Origin of the sequence: Pseudoalteromonas sp. P1-26, from assembly GCF_001401795.1 — a bacterium.
Lineage (GTDB): Bacteria > Pseudomonadota > Gammaproteobacteria > Enterobacterales > Alteromonadaceae > Pseudoalteromonas.
Window position 1 is genome coordinate 1 of sequence record NZ_LKDX01000010.1, and the last position, 15,717, is coordinate 15,717.

At 41.9% G+C, this 15,717-nt stretch carries 16 protein-coding genes; 4 read left to right on the plus strand and 12 right to left on the minus strand.

All coding sequences use genetic code 11. From position 1 onward, the window contains the following. Positions 1-237: 237 nt before the first annotated feature. The 7 genes from AN394_RS07180 to lrp all read right to left on the minus strand — a co-directional run bounded on the left by AN394_RS07180 (position 238) and on the right by lrp (position 8,473). Positions 238-1,560 carry an AarF/ABC1/UbiB kinase family protein gene (locus AN394_RS07180; RefSeq protein ID WP_055021117.1) on the minus strand — a complete coding sequence of 441 codons (1,323 nt, stop codon included), beginning with the start codon at positions 1,558-1,560 and terminating at the stop codon, positions 238-240. A gap of 139 nt (positions 1,561-1,699) precedes the next feature. Next, positions 1,700-3,004, minus strand: a complete 1,305-nt coding sequence (gene serS, locus AN394_RS07185) for a serine--tRNA ligase (RefSeq protein ID WP_055021118.1) — start codon at positions 3,002-3,004, stop codon at positions 1,700-1,702. 9 nt (positions 3,005-3,013) lie between these two features. Further along, positions 3,014-3,400 (minus strand): fluoride efflux transporter CrcB, encoded by a 387-nt coding sequence (gene crcB, locus AN394_RS07190; RefSeq protein WP_082389253.1) that lies wholly within the window; start codon positions 3,398-3,400, stop codon positions 3,014-3,016. Beyond that, positions 3,393-4,730, minus strand: a complete 1,338-nt coding sequence (locus AN394_RS07195; protein ID WP_054561277.1) for a replication-associated recombination protein A — start codon at positions 4,728-4,730, stop codon at positions 3,393-3,395. Before AN394_RS07195 ends, crcB begins: the two co-directional genes overlap by 8 nt. Before the next feature lie 3 nt (positions 4,731-4,733). Continuing rightward, positions 4,734-5,360 carry an outer membrane lipoprotein chaperone LolA gene (gene lolA / locus AN394_RS07200; RefSeq protein WP_054561276.1) on the minus strand — a complete coding sequence of 209 codons (627 nt, stop codon included), beginning with the start codon at positions 5,358-5,360 and terminating at the stop codon, positions 4,734-4,736. Further along, positions 5,360-7,852, minus strand: a complete 2,493-nt coding sequence (locus AN394_RS07205; protein ID WP_054561275.1) for a DNA translocase FtsK — start codon at positions 7,850-7,852, stop codon at positions 5,360-5,362. The genes lolA and AN394_RS07205 overlap by 1 nt, the downstream gene beginning before the upstream one ends. A 141-nt stretch (positions 7,853-7,993) precedes the next feature. After that, positions 7,994-8,473: a leucine-responsive transcriptional regulator Lrp gene (gene lrp / locus AN394_RS07210; protein WP_054552971.1), complete on the minus strand. Its 480-nt coding sequence runs from the start codon at positions 8,471-8,473 to the stop codon at positions 7,994-7,996. Between the two features lie 142 nt (positions 8,474-8,615). On the opposite strand from lrp, the gene ald reads away from it, so the two are divergent. Beyond that, positions 8,616-9,737, plus strand: a complete 1,122-nt coding sequence (ald, locus tag AN394_RS07215; protein ID WP_054561274.1) for an alanine dehydrogenase — start codon at positions 8,616-8,618, stop codon at positions 9,735-9,737. A 100-nt stretch (positions 9,738-9,837) separates the two neighbouring features. Here the strand turns inward: ald and rluB are convergent, their stop codons facing one another. The 4 genes from rluB to AN394_RS07235 form a co-directional block, all read right to left on the minus strand. Continuing rightward, positions 9,838-10,710 carry a 23S rRNA pseudouridine(2605) synthase RluB gene (gene rluB, locus AN394_RS07220; protein WP_054561273.1) on the minus strand — a complete coding sequence of 291 codons (873 nt, stop codon included), beginning with the start codon at positions 10,708-10,710 and terminating at the stop codon, positions 9,838-9,840. Further along, positions 10,707-11,297 (minus strand): SMC-Scp complex subunit ScpB, encoded by a 591-nt coding sequence (gene scpB / locus AN394_RS07225; protein WP_054552968.1) that lies wholly within the window; start codon positions 11,295-11,297, stop codon positions 10,707-10,709. Before scpB ends, rluB begins: the two co-directional genes overlap by 4 nt. Positions 11,298-11,427: 130 nt before the next feature. After that, on the minus strand, positions 11,428-11,949 hold the full coding sequence (locus AN394_RS07230) for an EF-hand domain-containing protein (protein WP_054561272.1): 522 nt from the start codon (positions 11,947-11,949) through the stop codon (positions 11,428-11,430). A 206-nt stretch (positions 11,950-12,155) separates the two neighbouring features. Then, a complete protein-coding gene (locus AN394_RS07235; RefSeq protein ID WP_054561271.1) occupies positions 12,156-12,587 on the minus strand; it encodes a hypothetical protein in 432 nt (143 codons plus the stop codon). Between the two features lie 243 nt (positions 12,588-12,830). Between AN394_RS07235 and xthA the strand changes: the two genes are divergently transcribed. The 3 genes from xthA to AN394_RS07250 are packed head-to-tail and all read left to right on the plus strand — an operon-like array spanning position 12,831 to position 15,081. Further along, a complete protein-coding gene (gene xthA, locus AN394_RS07240; protein WP_054552965.1) occupies positions 12,831-13,640 on the plus strand; it encodes an exodeoxyribonuclease III in 810 nt (269 codons plus the stop codon). After that, on the plus strand, positions 13,637-14,287 hold the full coding sequence (locus AN394_RS07245) for an energy-coupling factor ABC transporter permease (protein ID WP_055021119.1): 651 nt from the start codon (positions 13,637-13,639) through the stop codon (positions 14,285-14,287). The genes xthA and AN394_RS07245 overlap by 4 nt, the downstream gene beginning before the upstream one ends. Further along, positions 14,284-15,081: a putative RNA methyltransferase gene (locus AN394_RS07250; protein ID WP_055021120.1), complete on the plus strand. Its 798-nt coding sequence runs from the start codon at positions 14,284-14,286 to the stop codon at positions 15,079-15,081. The genes AN394_RS07245 and AN394_RS07250 overlap by 4 nt, the downstream gene beginning before the upstream one ends. Here AN394_RS07250 and yfbV read toward each other — a convergent pair. Next, positions 15,078-15,524: a terminus macrodomain insulation protein YfbV gene (gene yfbV / locus AN394_RS07255; protein ID WP_055021121.1), complete on the minus strand. Its 447-nt coding sequence runs from the start codon at positions 15,522-15,524 to the stop codon at positions 15,078-15,080. The two genes, AN394_RS07250 and yfbV, sit on opposite strands and share 4 nt — an antisense overlap. Between the last annotated feature and the right edge of the window lie 193 nt (positions 15,525-15,717).

Below are 15,717 nucleotides of genomic sequence, written 5' to 3' on the forward strand. Positions count from 1 at the left end.
TAATGCTTTGTTGAAGTCGAAAGATTGAGTCATGTGTCACTCCTGTTTTCTTAATATTACTGAAATGACACAGATTTCTAAACACTACCAAATAAAGCTGTCTTGCCCTAATGAAAAACCATTAAAACTATATCAATCAAAACGTTATATAAAATAGGCTAATCATGGGGTGTCAGGGGTCGCAGGTTCAAATCCTGCTATTCAGACCATTTTTCTTCACTCCAAACTCCCGTTCAATTAATTATCCCTCTGTACTTCAAACTCCTTAAAAATACTGTTCACATTCACTTTTGCACCTAGCTTCGCAGCAATTAAATAGAGTCCTGCGAGTTTTCTGTGAACAAATAAGGCATCTACAGGGGGTGCGTGCCAATGCTCTGAGGCGGTGCTCATTTTAAGGCCGAGTTCTTTTATGCGTTTTGGTAAGTCACTATTTGCAAAATCATACTCACCTTGGTGGCGCAGTGGTTCGCAGGCGAGTAGAAATATATCGACGACATTATCTATATATTCTTGAGCAAGCCCTTGTTGAAAATAGCCAATTTGCTGTGCTGCTGTTGCAACGCCTGCTATGTCGTTACTAATCGCGGAAGATAATAACTGTAAATAACCATCACTAATTTGCTGAGGTAGTTCGCGGGTAGCGCCAAAATCTAAAAGCACTAGGCATTGATTGTCGATTTGATATTGATAATTGGCAAAGTTTGGATCTGTTTGAACTAGTTTAAAGCTAAATAATTCACGTAAAAATAGGCTAAGTAACTGTTCAACCGCTTTATTACGTAGCGCTTGCTCGGTGCTTGCCAGCTCATCTAGCTCTTGCCCTTCAACAAAGCTCATGACTAAAACTTGAGAAGAACTAAGCGAATCTACCACAGCTGGAATAAGGTAATTGTCATCGCCTTTTAAACACTCGCTGTAGCGTTTTAAATAATTAGCTTCTAATTCGTAGTCAGCTTCGTTTATAAGCTGTTGTTTTGCTTCATCGATAAGAGGCTGTATTTCTACCTCTTTGGGTAATAAGCCACTGAGTTTCAGAAGGTAAGCTAAGTTATCAACATCACTGGCAATGCCTTTTGCAATACCTGGGTATTGCACTTTAACTGCTAACTTTTCGCCCGATTCTCGATAAGCAATATGCACTTGCCCTATTGATGCCGCAGCAAATGGTCTGAGTTCAAAGTGCGATAATTGCTCTAGCCACGCATCACCCCAATGCTCTCGCATTACTTTAACAAGCTGCTTTTGTGGCATGGGCGTCGCTTCTGCACGCAGTCTTGCTAAAATTGCAGATAGCTCAGGAGTGAGTAATTCACCACTATCCATGGATAACAGCTGCCCCAATTTCATTGCAGCCCCACGCAGATTTGCAAGCTGCTCTGCAAAGCGCTGAATATTTTTTGGCTGTAACAGTAACTCTTGTCGTGATGTTTGCTTGCCCGTCGCCCAAGCTTTTGTGCCTTCAAACAACATATTACCTGCGACTTTACCAGCTAAAGAGCCAAGCCGAGCAGCGCGTGAAAATCGTGATGTTGGCACAGACTTTTGTTTATTACTCATATTGCTTCACACTATTAACTTAATGCATTGAATACGTTAATTGTTCAGGTTTAGATCCACTTTATATTTTAATAGATTTTAGGCAACAAAAAGGCCGCAAGGTTTCCCGATGCGGCCTTTAAACTTAATATCAATATAATTATTTAATAACTTCTAAGCCACCCATGTAAGGGCGTAATACTTCTGGTACAACAATCGAGCCGTCTGCTTGTTGATGGTTCTCTAAGATTGCTACCAGTGTACGACCAACTGCTAAACCTGAACCATTTAATGTATGAAGTAGCTCTGGCTTTTTCTCACCTTGACGACGGAAACGCGCTTGCATACGACGTGCTTGGAAATCAACCATGTTTGAACATGATGAAATTTCACGATAGGTGTTTTGTGCAGGTAACCATACTTCTAAATCGTAAGTTTTAGCTGCGCCAAAGCCCATATCACCCGTACATAAAATTACTTTACGGTATGGAAGTTCTAATGCTTGTAAGATTTGTTCAGCGTGACCTGTTAGCTCTTCTAGCGCTTGCATTGAATCTTCTGGTTTTACTAGTTGTACTAATTCAACTTTGTCGAATTGGTGCTGACGAATAAGACCACGTGTATCACGGCCATAGCTACCTGCTTCACTACGGAAACAAGGTGTATGTGCGGTTAAACGAATTGGTAAGTCGCTTTCGTCGTAAATTTCGTCACGAGCACTGTTCGTAAGTGGTACTTCAGCTGTAGGAATTAAGCTAAAACCTGGTTGTTGCTGACCGTCGTCATCCACTAAACCTAAGGTGTGGAATAAGTCACCAGCAAACTTAGGTAATTGGCTAGTGCCGTATAAGCTTGCGCTATTAACTAGGTAAGGCACATACATTTCTGTATAACCGTTTTTCTCTGTGTGCGTATCAAGCATGAACTGCGTAAGAGCACGGTGCATACGTGCAACTTGACCGCGCATAACAGTAAAACGTGCGCCACTGATTTTAACGCCCATTTCAAAATCTAGGCCGTTTACGTCTTGACCAACATCAACGTGATCTTTTACTTCAAAGTCGTATGACTTAGGCGTACCCCAGGTTGAAATTTCAACGTTTTGATCTTCGTCTTCACCTACTGGAACAGACTCATCAGGTAGGTTTGGAATAGCAAGCGCAATTTGCTTAAGCTCTTCAAGTACTGCGTCTTGCTCTGCTTTAACGCTGTCTAGTTGGTCGCCAAGATTACTGACTGAATCAAGCAGCTGTTGTGCTTTTTCGTGCTCGCCTTTCGCTTTTGCTTGGCCGATAGCTTTTGAACTTGCATTACGCTCGCTTTGAAGTTCTTGCGTTTTTACTTGTAATGTTTTGCGTTTTTCTTCAAGTGCAGTTACCGCTGCAGTATCAAGTTCGTAACCGCGTGATGCTAAACGTGCAGCCGCTTGTTCGATATCTTGACGTAAATATTTAGAATCTAACATGTTCGATTTTTAACCTTTTTGCATTACCAGCTGAAGGCCCAGCCAAGCCATAAATATACACACCACCACGTTTAAGGTGATATTGAGGGCCATTTTAAAAAAGTGACCTTGTTGCAAGAGCAACAACGAATCCATTGAGAATGTTGAAAAGGTGGTCAATGCACCTAAAAAGCCAATACCAATTAAGGTTTTAGCGGGGCTAACAGCGATTATTTCTTTTTCAATCAAGCCGTATAAAATGCCCATTAACAATGAACCAAGAATATTAACTGTCAACGTGCCAAAAGGGAATCCCCTACCGAGCAGTTTTAGCATGGTTTCGCTAAGAAAATAGCGTAAACATGCCCCTGAAGCGCCACCCATTGCAATCATCATGTAAAGTTTCAAACTATTCATAACGTTTAATATCACTTTGCTCGTTACGCTGAGTTAAATAGTCCAGCTTTTGTTTTATTTTTTGTTCAAGCCCGCGATCGGTTGGAAAGTAATACTGGCGATCATGAATTGCCTCAGGAAAATACTTTTCGCCTGCTGCAAACGCACCTTCTTCATTGTGTGCATAACGATATTCAGCGCCATAACCCAAATCTTTCATTAAGCTAGTTGGTGCATTGCGTAGATGCTCTGGCACCGGATGGCTCGGCTCATTTTTAGCATCTTGCATAGCTTGATTAAACGCCATATACACAGCGTTACTTTTCGGAGCACTGGCTAAATAAATGGTGGCTTGTGCAATAGCGCGCTCACCTTCACTGGGGCCAACACGTTGAAAAATATCCCACGCGTTGAGTGCCACTTCCATTGCTCGCGGATCTGCATTGCCAATATCTTCTGTAGCAATCGCTAATAAACGCCTAGCCACATAAAGCGGGTCGCCGCCACCGGCTAAAATACGGCAGTACCAATATAAAGCGCCATCAGGTGAACTACCCCGTACAGACTTATGAAACGCTGAAATCAAGTCGTAAAACTCATCGCCGCCTTTGTCGTACTTGGCTAAGTGAGTTGGTAGAACTTGGCTTAAAACATGTTGATCAACAAGGTATTTGCCCTGCTGCTCAGTTGTTAAATCAACCGCTTGTTCTAACAGGTTAAGCACTTTACGCGCATCGCCATCACTTGCTTGGCAAAGCGCTTGTTTAGCGTTTTCGGCAATTTCAATGTGTTTTTGGCTGAGCTCTACGTCTTCACGTAAGGCGCGCTCAATTACGTTAAATAAATCGGCTTGCTCAAGTGCTTTTAATACATATACACGGGCACGAGACAATATCGCGTTATTAAGTGCAAATGATGGGTTTTCGGTGGTCGCGCCAACAAAAATAAAAGTACCGTCTTCGATATGTGGTAAAAATGCATCTTGCTGAGATTTATTAAAGCGATGCACTTCGTCAACAAACAATAAGGTTCGTTGCCCTCGCCCGGCAAGGTTTGCTTTTGCTTCGCTTACGGCCTCACGAATGTCTTTTACACCCGCTGTGACTGCCGACATTTGAATAAGACTGGCATCGGCATGATTTGCAATAATCTGCGCTAAGGTGGTTTTACCAACGCCTGGCGGCCCCCACAAAATGAGGCTGTGGCATCGACCTGCAAGAATCGCTTGGTAAAGAGGTTTATCGGGGCTTAAAAGGTGCTGCTGACCTATGTAGTCATTGAGTGTTTCGGGTCGCATGCGCGCCGCAAGTGGGCGCACATCAGGACCAAAATTAAATCCGAGATTACTCAAGCCTTAATCACCTTGGCTTTGGTCGTCAACTTCAACGCCTTCAGGAATAGTAAACTCAAAGGTTTGAGTTGCAAGTGCTTCGTTTACTTTAGCATCTTTAAAGGTAAATAAAGACTGTTGACCAGAGGTATCTAATACTGTCAGTGATGCTAGACCTTGCTCTTGAGCATTAAAGCGAATGTCTAACTTTTCAACTTGGCTCTCAACGCCTTTATTTGGCGTGACGCTGAAACCTGCATCGGTTGCCACAACTTGGTATTTAGCCCATTGCTCTGGATCTTTTGAAGTCAACAATACAAACGGAGTTGAATCAATCAGGCTGTGGGTATTCATAATCGTTACTTGCTCAGCAAAGCTGTCGAAGTAATACGTTTTGTCGCCATTTGATACAAACAAGGTATCGTCTGGGCTTTGTTGCTGCCAGCGGATCATCATAGGTTGCTGAAGGGCAATATTCCCTTCACCTTGCATAATAGCTTCGCCTTGCGAATCGGTCACTTGCTGTGAAAACTCAGCTTTAAAACTTTTAATTGCAGCCAGTTGTTGTTGCAACGCTTCACTGTCGTCTGCAAAACTTTGACCGCTTAATAAACAACCCATAATTAGGGCTAGGTATTTAATTTTTTTCATTAATTTGCTCCACCATTTGGCACTAAGACTTCGCGGGCACCGTTGTGTCCTGGTGCGCTAACAATGCCTGATGTTTCCATTTGTTCAACTAAGCGTGCTGCGCGGTTATACCCTACACGAAGCTTACGCTGTACACTCGATACCGACACTTTGCCGGTTTCAATTACAAATGATACAGCTTCATCGTAAAGCGGATCTGACTCTTCATCACCGTCTTCACTGGTTTCTCCTGGTAGTAAAATTTCTTCTGTGGCATCGCCACTTAAAATTTCATCAATATAATTTGGTTTGCCACGTTTTTTCCAATCGTCTACAACCGCATGTACTTCATGGTCGTCAACAAACGCGCCATGCACACGCACTGGTACACTGGTACCCGGCGGTAAGTAAAGCATGTCACCCATACCAAGTAAGTTTTCAGCACCTTGCTGATCTAAAATGGTACGCGAGTCAATTTTACTTGAAACTTGGAACGCCATACGGGTTGGAATATTCGCTTTAATCAAACCGGTAATTACGTCAACCGATGGGCGCTGTGTTGCTAGCACTAAGTGAATGCCTGCAGCACGGGCTTTTTGCGCGATACGTGCAATCAGCTCTTCCACTTTTTTACCCACGATCATCATCATGTCGGCAAATTCGTCAATAACCACCACAATACTTGGTAGTTTATCTAGCTCTTCAGGGCCATCGGCCATGCCGTCGGTGTCTTTAAACAGTGGATCTAGAATCGGTTGACCCGCTTCTTTGGCATCCAACACTTTCTGGTTGTAACCTTTTAAATTACGCACACCAAGTGCCGACATAAGCTTATAACGACGTTCCATTTCGCCTACACACCAACGCAATGCATTGGCTGCTTCTTTCATGTCGGTAACAACTTCACATAATAAATGTGGGATGCCTTCGTACACAGAAAGTTCAAGCATTTTCGGGTCGATCATGATCATACGAACATCATCAGGGCCCGATTTGTACAGTAAGCTTAATATCATTACATTAACGCCCACTGACTTACCTGAACCTGTGGTACCCGCAACAAGTAAATGTGGCATTTTGCCAAGGTCAGCGCATACCGGCTCGCCAGCAATGTCTTTACCTAACACCATAGTCAGTGGTGATGGATTTGATTCGAACTTAGGCGCATTAATAACTTCGCTTAAACGCACTATTTCACGGTGTTTGTTTGGTAGTTCTAAACCTACATAGGTTTTACCCGGAATAACTTCTACCACACGTACGCTTACAGCAGACAGTGAACGTGCTAAATCTTTCGCTAGGCCAGTGATTTTAGCTACTTTAATACCCGGCGCTAAATCAAGCTCAAAACGCGTTACAACCGGACCTGGGTAAACACCCACAACCGCAGCTTGAATGTTAAAATCAAGTAATTTGGTTTCAACTAGACGCGAAATACCATCAAGCTCTTCTTGAGATAATGGGTTTTTCGCTTTATCTGGGCGGTCTAATAAATCAAGTGATGGTAACGGGTTTGTAGGCGGCTGCTCTTCAAGCAAAGCTTCAAACTTTTCTTTTGCCGTTGGCGGCGGCTCGTATGCAGGCTTTGGCTTAGGCATAGGGCGCGCAGGCGAAACAACCGTTGTGACAGGTTTTTCTGGCTCAACAACTGGGCTCTGATCAAGCGCATTCAGTGCCGATACGGTATCGAATGATTCATCATCAAGGGCACTAAAACCAATTTCTTGGTCAAGAATATCGTCTAGCTCATCGAAGCCTTTAAAGTCATCATCGGCTTTTTCAGCAGGCTTTTGCTTAGCCTTAACAGGCTTTGGTTCTTCTTCATCCGCATCATTAAAGCTAATTGCTGGCTCGTTTTCTGGCTCTACAAAGTTAGCGTCAGGCTCTGTAGTGGCGATATCTTTAACAGCTTCTTTTTCACGATGTAGCCAAGCAGAAAATTGCTCACGTAAAAAGTAGAATGCTTTCATCACCCACTTGCCGACAAAATCGACAAATTGCACCCACGAAATACCGGTTAATAGGGTTAAACCAGCAAAGAAAAAACACAGTAGTAAAATGGAGGTGCCGGTAAAATTAAAGGTAGGCATCATTGCTGTCGCAATAACATCTCCCACTACCCCACCAGATGAGAAGTTATAAATATCATCAAAATTTATGCTGCTGATGGCAGTTGCTGAAGTAATAAACAGCGCAAAACCAATAACACGTAAGGCAAGCGTGGTGTAATCAAGCTGGAAAATACGGTGTGGCTGTTTAAACAATAAATAACCGAACAATTGAATAGCAACAGGCACTAAATAAGCAAGCCAGCCAAAAGTGAGTAATAGGATATCTGCAACCCAAGCTCCCGCTGTGCCGGTAATATTCTTAACATTAACAAATTCACCGGTTTGCGACCATGAAGGGTCCGCAGGATCAAAACTGATTAATGCACATAAAATAAATACTGCAGCAAAGGTGCTGATGATTAGCCCCGTTTCTAACAGTCTTTGAACACCATTTAGGCGCATAGCTCCCTATTCCTTATTATTCTTTACTGATCGATTAGCAGTGAAATACCTTAGCAGGAAATGCCGTTTGATGCACTTTATCTTAGCCTTGATGGACTGATAATGAACAAGTTTTTGTTACTCAATATGTATTTTAACAGTTTAGGCAATATATGGGCGAATAATGACCCCTTCTTCACCTTTTACTTCTTCCATTACCACATAAGTTCGGCTTTCACTGACATTTGGTAGTTTTAGTAGAATATCACCCAGTACATTGCGATATTCCGACATATCATTTACACGTGTTTTTAATAGAAAGTCGAAATTACCCGATACTAGATGGCACTCGATTATTTCGTCGTGCTTTTTAACTGCAGCATTAAACTCTTCGAAAACATCTGGTGAGGTTTTAGTGATGGTTACTTCTACATAAACCGACAAACCTTGGCCAAGTTTAGCAGGATCCACTACTGCTTTATATCCGAGTATATACCCCTCTCTTTCGAGCTTTTTTACCCGCTCCAAACAAGGGGTGGCACTTAGCCCTACACGCCTTGCCAGCTCTACGTTAGAGATCCGACCATCGAGCTGTAATTCCATTAAAATTTTACGGTCTATTCTGTCGAGTAATTGATGCATAAGCCAAACCAGAGTTTTGCACTGTTTAAAATGTATTTTTAGATTATATCACTAGAATGACACTTAAAAAAGGTGAGACACACTGGCTGGTCATGAATATAATAGTCAAAAATTTTATCCCGTTCTATTAAGGCGAAAAACTATGATTATTGGTGTACCTAAAGAAATCAAAAACCATGAATACCGTGTAGGTATGGTTCCTGCGAGTGTTCGTGAACTAGTAAACCATGGCCACCAAGTGTTTGTTGAAACTGATGCTGGTATGGGCATTGGCTTCACTAACGAAGATTATGTTGCAGCTGGTGCTGAAATTTTACCAACAGCAGCAGACGTTTTTGCTAAAGCTGAAATGATCGTTAAAGTAAAAGAGCCACAAGCTGTTGAGCGTGCAATGTTACGCGAAGACCAAATTCTATTTACTTACCTTCACTTAGCACCGGATCTTCCACAAACTGAAGACCTAGTTAAAAGTGGCGCAGTGTGTATCGCTTACGAAACAGTAACTGATTCACGTGGCGGTTTACCTCTTCTTGCTCCTATGAGTGAAGTTGCTGGTCGTATGTCTATCCAAGCTGGTGCACAAGCGCTTGAAAAATCAAACCACGGCCGTGGTATGTTACTTGGTGGTGTACCAGGTGTTGAGCCTGCTAAAGTTGTTGTTATCGGCGGCGGCATGGTTGGTCGTAGCGCAGCGCAAATGGCTGTTGGCCTAGGTGCTGACGTTGTTGTTCTTGACCGTAACATCGACGTACTACGTGCATTAGACGCACAGTTCGGTAATAAAGTTAAAGCTATCTACTCTACTGCTGACGCACTAGAAAAACACGTACTAGAAGCTGACCTTGTGATCGGTGGCGTACTAATCCCAGGTGCAGCGGCGCCTAAACTAGTGACAGCTGAGCACATCAAAGCAATGAAGCCTGGTTCTGCAATCGTTGACGTTGCAATCGACCAAGGTGGTTGTATCGCAACTTCTAAAGCAACAACTCACGCTGATCCTACTTACATCGTTGATGACGTTGTTCACTACTGTGTTGCTAACATGCCAGGTGCTGTTCCACGTACTTCTACGTTTGCACTTAACAACGCGACATTACCATTCATCATCAACCTTGCTAACAAAGGCTACAAGAAAGCGCTTCTTGACGATGCAAACTTCTTAAAAGGCTTAAACGTGATCAAAGGTAAAGTTACTTATAAAGAAGTAGCTGAAGCTTTCAACATGGAATATGTTGACCCACGTACAGCTGTTGAAAATGCTTAATTAGCATTGTGAAACAAAAAAAGCAGCGATATCGCTGCTTTTTTTATGCCTGTTTGCAAGTGTGAAGTGTTCTACTTGCAAACAAGTTTGAAAATAGTTTTTAACGACGCTTAGTTTGTTTAGCGCGTTGATTGTGCTTTTTAACCGCCTTACGGATTTGGTTAATTTTAGCACGCTTGTCTTTACGCTTTTCAGGAATAACCGACAGCTTAGTTTGCGTTTCGCGGCCTAGTTGTACTGTTTTACGTAAATAGTTAACCGTGTCTAAATCAAGCTCAGCCCAACCACCTTGTGGCAAGCGCTTATCAAGCTCTAACTTACCGTAACGAATACGGATAAGACGCGATACTTCAACATCTTGTGATTGCCATAAACGACGTACTTCGCGGTTACGACCTTCTGTTAAAGTCACATTGAACCAACGGTTGATACCTTCACCACCCATAGGTTTGATGTTTAAGAATTTTGCAGGACCATCTTCAAGCTCAACTCCTTTTGTTAAATTGCGTAGCGTTTCGTTAGTCACTTCACCAAACACACGAGCTGAGTACTCACGCTCTACTTCGTAGCTTGGGTGCATTAAACGGTTAGCAAGTTCACCATCGTTAGTAAACAGCATTAAACCAGCGGTATTAATATCTAGTCGGCCAACTGCAATCCAACGTTCGCCATCAACACGTGGTAGACGATCAAATACCGTACGACGGCCTTCAGGGTCTTTACGTGTACATAACTCGCCTTCTGGCTTGTTATACATAAGTACACGACAAATACGGTCTGCTTTGTCTTCAATTTTTACTACGTGACCGTCAACTCGAATTACATCGGTTGCTTCAACACGGTCGCCTAAACGTGCCACTTTACCATTCACGCTCACACGATTGGCATCGATGTATTTTTCCATTTCACGACGTGAACCCACGCCAGCACGGGCTAATACTTTTTGTAACTTTTCAGTTTCTACATTACTCATTCAGATAGTTCTCTCACAGAAGGATCGCTCAATAACTGGTTGATTTTACTCTCCTGAAGTTCAGGCAACGGCGGTAATTCATCTAAACCAGCTAATGAAAAATAATCTAAGAAAGCGGATGTTGTGGCATATAACGCTGGGCGCCCGGGCACCTCTTTATGGCCAACAACTCTAACCCACTCTCTTTCTAATAAGGTTTTAATTATTCCTGAGCCAACAGCGACCCCCCGCACTTGTTCAATTTCACCACGGGTAATGGGTTGTCTATAGGCAATCAAGGATAAAGTTTCTAGTAGTGCTCGTGAGTATTTAGGTGCGCGCTCTTGCCATAAGTTTGCCAGCCAAGGCGCTAAACTAGCGCAGGCTTGAAACCTGTAACCGCTGCCTACTGCAACAAGCTTAATGCCTCGGGTTTGATAATGCGTTTGAATTTGTTCAATTGCATTATTAATGCGCGGCATAGAAACGCTTAAATCAGCTAATACTGTCTCTTTTAAATGACGTTTAGACACAGGTTTTCCAGCAACAAAAATCGCGGCTTCTATGATTTCGACTAACTGTTCATCACTGATACGTTTTGTGGCCATTGCTACTAAAGGTCATTTTAAATCACTAACGCTCTATTATGACAGAAGTCGGCCAAGGTTGGAAAAATTATTGTAAAAAAGCCAGTGTAAAACACTGGCTTTGGGGGATATTTATGAATGAATGTTGAAATTAGCTATTTTTAACCATTTCAAGGGCATCATCTTCGGCAACGTCGCTACCATATTTGCTAATGTAATTAACAAACTCAGTGCGGCTTACACGCTTATCTTTGTTACTATCCATATAGCCAAAGTGATTTGCGATATCGTCGTCATCGGCTTCTTCAATAGAAACATAACCATTTTTGTCGTTATCTAACGATTTAAAGTCATTTTCGATTGGGTCAAATTTAGCGATTTCAGCTTTAAATGCTGATTCAGATACCTCACTATCAGTTGCTACCTTGCCCGTATTTAATTGCATGTATGCATTAAATTCAGTACGGCTGATTTGCTCATCCATATTGGTATCGATATTTGAAAAATGATCCCAAATTGCATCATCGTCAGCTTCTACCTTAGAGATATAACCATCATTGTCATTATCTAGGCTGCCAAAATCGCTGTCGATTTTTGCTAACGAATTACTTGCAGAACATGCTGAAAGGCTTAAAGCTGCTAAAATTGTTGATGCTAAAGTTAACTTGTTCATAAGACATTTCCTTGTAGTCGATTAGATTCACTTCGACTGTTACAAATTGAATGCCAAAATGCCTTATTGGCTAAAATCAAGCACTTACAGCCTGGTTAAGTTGGGGTTAAGCCTATGATTTAGCAAGCTTTTCATAGAGTGCTGTAATTTTTTCATAAAAAAAGCGCTCCGAAGAGCGCTTTTTACAAATAACAAAAATGCCGCTATTAGATAGCTGCGTTTTGGTAACGCTTAACGAAGTCTGTTACTGCTTCGCCATTACATTTTAACGTATTTAAGTTACCAATTTTTTCACGCACAGGTGTTAAACCTTTTTTAAGTGCAGTGATGCAAAGTTGAGTTTCTTTTTGCTCATTTTTAGCAAACACTTCAACAGCTGCTTTTGCTGCTTCTTGTGATTGTGCTTTTTTAGCAATTTCACGGATGTCAGTGCCGTTACATAAAATGCTTTTTGAAAAACGTGACATTGAAATGCCATGCTTTGCTGCTTCTTTACGTGCAGCGGTAAACCCTTCGTTCGCACTTAAGCTACATAACTTTGATTCAATACGGTTATCAGCTGAAAAGTAGTGCGGGTTGCTTGCTAATGAGCCAAATGAGATACATGCAAGAGAAAGCATCACTAATTGTTTTTTCATGGTTTACCTTTAAATAGTACATAATATGAACGGATGGTTTGCGCGCATTATATAAACAAAAATCAGTAGATCAACTGAATTATTTATTTAATTTAATAATTAATAGTGAGTTAACAATGTTTTTAAATTAAGCAGCAATTGATCAACATTTACCCAATTTGATTTTCGTAATTAGCTCATGAATAAGCCCTAGTTTGATGATAGAATTGCGCTAAACACTGAAACAAAAATAATAGGTGCACCATGAAGGTAATCTCATTTAACATTAACGGCCTGCGCGCTCGTTTACACCAATTGCAAGCCGTAATTGATAAACATCAACCAGATATTATTGGCTTACAAGAAATCAAAGTACATGATGAGGCCTTCCCTCTCGAAGATGTGCAAAAAATGGGTTATCACGTTTATTTTCACGGTCAAAAAGCGCATTACGGCGTGGCTATGTTATGTAAACAAGAGCCGAAATCAGTAGTTAAAGGCTTTGCAACCGATACCGACGAATCACAGCGTCGTATGATCAGTGTTACCGTGACACAAGAAAATGGTCGTGACCTAACGGTGATGAATGGCTACTTCCCGCAAGGCGATAATATTGCCCACGAAACCAAATTCCCTTATAAGCGTCAATTCTATAAAGATTTAATGACTCACTTAGAAGATAACCACACGCCAGAGCAAGATGTTATTGTGATGGGCGACATTAATATTTCACCGACCGATCTCGACATTGGTATTGGTGAACCAAACCGTAAGCGCTGGTTAAAAACAGGTAAGTGTTCGTTCCAACCTGAAGAGCGTGAATGGTTAAGCACTTTATTAAACTGGGGCTTTAAAGATACCTTCCGTGAACTTTACCCAGAAAAAACCGAGCAATACTCGTGGTTTGATTACCGCTCAAAAGGTTTTGATGACAACCGCGGTCTGCGTATTGATGTGATCTTAGCAACTCCAGCACTTGCCGAGCGTTGTGTTGAGTCTGGTATCGATTACGAATTACGTGGTATCGAAAAACCATCTGATCATGCGCCAATTTGGTCAACATTTAACGCATGATAGACACACTGCAATGGCAGCTCCCTTTGTGGAGCTGTGTGGCTCTAATACTTTGGCTCAGCTTTGATAAGCAAAGTGCATCTCAATTATTGGCAACGCCAATAAGACAAGTTGGTGTGCTCGCATGTGCTTTAGTACTTGCTGTACTGTGGCGCATTAAAGCGGGGATATTGCCAGGCCTCGAATTGCATATTTTAGGGGTCACTGCAGTGACCCTAATTTTAGGTTGGCGACTGGCTATTTTTGCAAGCCTTCTTGCAAGTTTACTCTTGGTATTAGTCGCTCAGTTGCCAGTATCAATACTGCCAGTGCATTTATTGTTTACTGCTTTTTTACCAATTACATTGAGCTATTCGTGTTTTGTGCTTTGCTATAGCTACCTGCCGAGACACTTTTTTATTTATATCTTTTTATGCGCGTTTTTAACCGCTGCTGTTATCGCCTGTATTAAAATACTTACCAGCGGTGTGTTTTATTACTTGCTTGGTGATTACAGTTTTATTGAGATTTCAGAAAACTATCTGATCCTGTGTGCCATAATTTGGTTTCCTGAAGCAATGCTCAATGGCATGGCCATTACCTTGATGATCACATATCGCCCTCATTGGGTTAAAACCTTTTATGATAAGGACTATTTAGACTCATGAGTCTTCACTATCACTGCCCGCTTTGCAAACTTGAACTTACTCTAAACGACAAAACTTACCGTTGTGACAACAACCACAGTTTTGATATCGCCAAAGAGGGTTATGTCAATTTACTTCCCGTGCAAAATAAAAAATCTAAACAACCAGGCGATAATCTTGAAATGGTGCAAGCTCGCCGCGCTTTTTTAAGTGCCGGACACTATTTGTTTTTACAGCAAGCTTTAGCAGAGCTAGTGGCATCTCTCGAACCAAGTTCAGTGATTGATTTAGGCTGTGGTGAAGGCTTTTACACTCAAGCAATTGCAGCGCAGTCGAGTGCCGATGTATATGGTGTCGATATTTCTAAGCCCGCGGTAAAATACGCCGCTAAGCGTTACGAAAATGCGCATTTTAGTGTCGCGTCGATTAGCCAAGCCCCTTTTGCAGATGCGCAGGCTGATGTGCTTGTTAGTGTGTTTGCCCCTTTATTTGCACAAGAACTTGCTCGCCTTGCCAAACCGCAAGCTAGTTTAATTGTTGCAAGCCCTGGCCCTTGGCACCTTAAAGAGTTAAAAGCGTTTATTTATGCTGATGTGAAACCGCATACAGAAATAGAACCACCAGCAGGTTTCAGCAAAGAGTCGATAAACTTGTTAGAGCAACAGGTACTGTTGTCTGTCGATGAGGTTAAACATTTAATTATGATGACGCCATTTGCGTGGAAGTTTCGCCCAGAGCATTGGCAGCAGATAGAGCAACAAGGCCCACAAAAAGTAACGTTATCGTTTTATGTGAGCCAGTTTGTTCGCGATTAGAAGTGTTCTTTAGTGAAGGCTTTGTCCATTTTTTCGAACATGTCTTTTAATAATTGAGCTAAATCAGTGTAGCGTGGTTTTTCAGTCGTTAATTGTGACTGATAACCATGCGCCTTCATTTTACTGTGCAACTCGGTATACCAGCTTAACATTGCTGGTTCTAAACGGGTTTCTGCACGGCGGCCTAGCCACAACAAACCTTGAAGTGGTAGTGATAAAAAGAATATCGCGATAGTGATAGCTTGCGGAAAATAATCACTACCTAAGTAATTCACTTGCATAAAAACGGTCAGCATTGCCAATATTGGCATCACTGTAATTGCCAGATCAGTGGCCTTGATCACTCTAAATTCGGCAAACAATGGAGCGAGCTCTTGTCGCATCGGCCATTTTTTAGCGTACTGACGACCTGTTTGCACTTGTGACATGACACCTTTTTGCATCATCACTCCTAGGGTTTTCAACTTGTTTCACAACCGAGTCTAACACACTCCCGGATACAATCCCTGCAAAACCTGTCCTAGTTTTAATACCAAATTAATGGTTAGGAGACTAACGTTTAAAGTCTAAATGAGATAAAATGTTATCGGCTTAAGTCAACCAGACTTTAGTATAATTACAGCCTAGCTTTGTTAA

What these genes read in the sequence shown, in the direction of transcription:
- xthA (WP_054552965.1), top strand. Translation starts at nt 12,831, where the DNA reads ATGAAGGTAATCTCATTTAACATTAACGGCCTGCGCGCTCGTTTACAC.
- AN394_RS07205 (WP_054561275.1), bottom strand. Translation starts at nt 7,852, where the DNA reads ATGCGCCTAAATGGTGTTCAAAGACTGTTAGAAACGGGGCTAATCATC.
- crcB (WP_082389253.1), bottom strand. Translation starts at nt 3,400, where the DNA reads ATGAATAGTTTGAAACTTTACATGATGATTGCAATGGGTGGCGCTTCA.
- AN394_RS07235 (WP_054561271.1), bottom strand. Translation starts at nt 12,587, where the DNA reads ATGAAAAAACAATTAGTGATGCTTTCTCTTGCATGTATCTCATTTGGC.
- ald (WP_054561274.1), top strand. Translation starts at nt 8,616, where the DNA reads ATGATTATTGGTGTACCTAAAGAAATCAAAAACCATGAATACCGTGTA.
- rluB (WP_054561273.1), bottom strand. Translation starts at nt 10,710, where the DNA reads ATGAGTAATGTAGAAACTGAAAAGTTACAAAAAGTATTAGCCCGTGCT.
- AN394_RS07245 (WP_055021119.1), top strand. Translation starts at nt 13,637, where the DNA reads ATGATAGACACACTGCAATGGCAGCTCCCTTTGTGGAGCTGTGTGGCT.
- lolA (WP_054561276.1), bottom strand. Translation starts at nt 5,360, where the DNA reads ATGAAAAAAATTAAATACCTAGCCCTAATTATGGGTTGTTTATTAAGC.
- yfbV (WP_055021121.1), bottom strand. Translation starts at nt 15,524, where the DNA reads ATGCAAAAAGGTGTCATGTCACAAGTGCAAACAGGTCGTCAGTACGCT.
- AN394_RS07180 (WP_055021117.1), bottom strand. Translation starts at nt 1,560, where the DNA reads ATGAGTAATAAACAAAAGTCTGTGCCAACATCACGATTTTCACGCGCT.
- serS (WP_055021118.1), bottom strand. Translation starts at nt 3,004, where the DNA reads ATGTTAGATTCTAAATATTTACGTCAAGATATCGAACAAGCGGCTGCA.
- AN394_RS07230 (WP_054561272.1), bottom strand. Translation starts at nt 11,949, where the DNA reads ATGAACAAGTTAACTTTAGCATCAACAATTTTAGCAGCTTTAAGCCTT.
- AN394_RS07250 (WP_055021120.1), top strand. Translation starts at nt 14,284, where the DNA reads ATGAGTCTTCACTATCACTGCCCGCTTTGCAAACTTGAACTTACTCTA.
- scpB (WP_054552968.1), bottom strand. Translation starts at nt 11,297, where the DNA reads ATGGCCACAAAACGTATCAGTGATGAACAGTTAGTCGAAATCATAGAA.
- lrp (WP_054552971.1), bottom strand. Translation starts at nt 8,473, where the DNA reads ATGCATCAATTACTCGACAGAATAGACCGTAAAATTTTAATGGAATTA.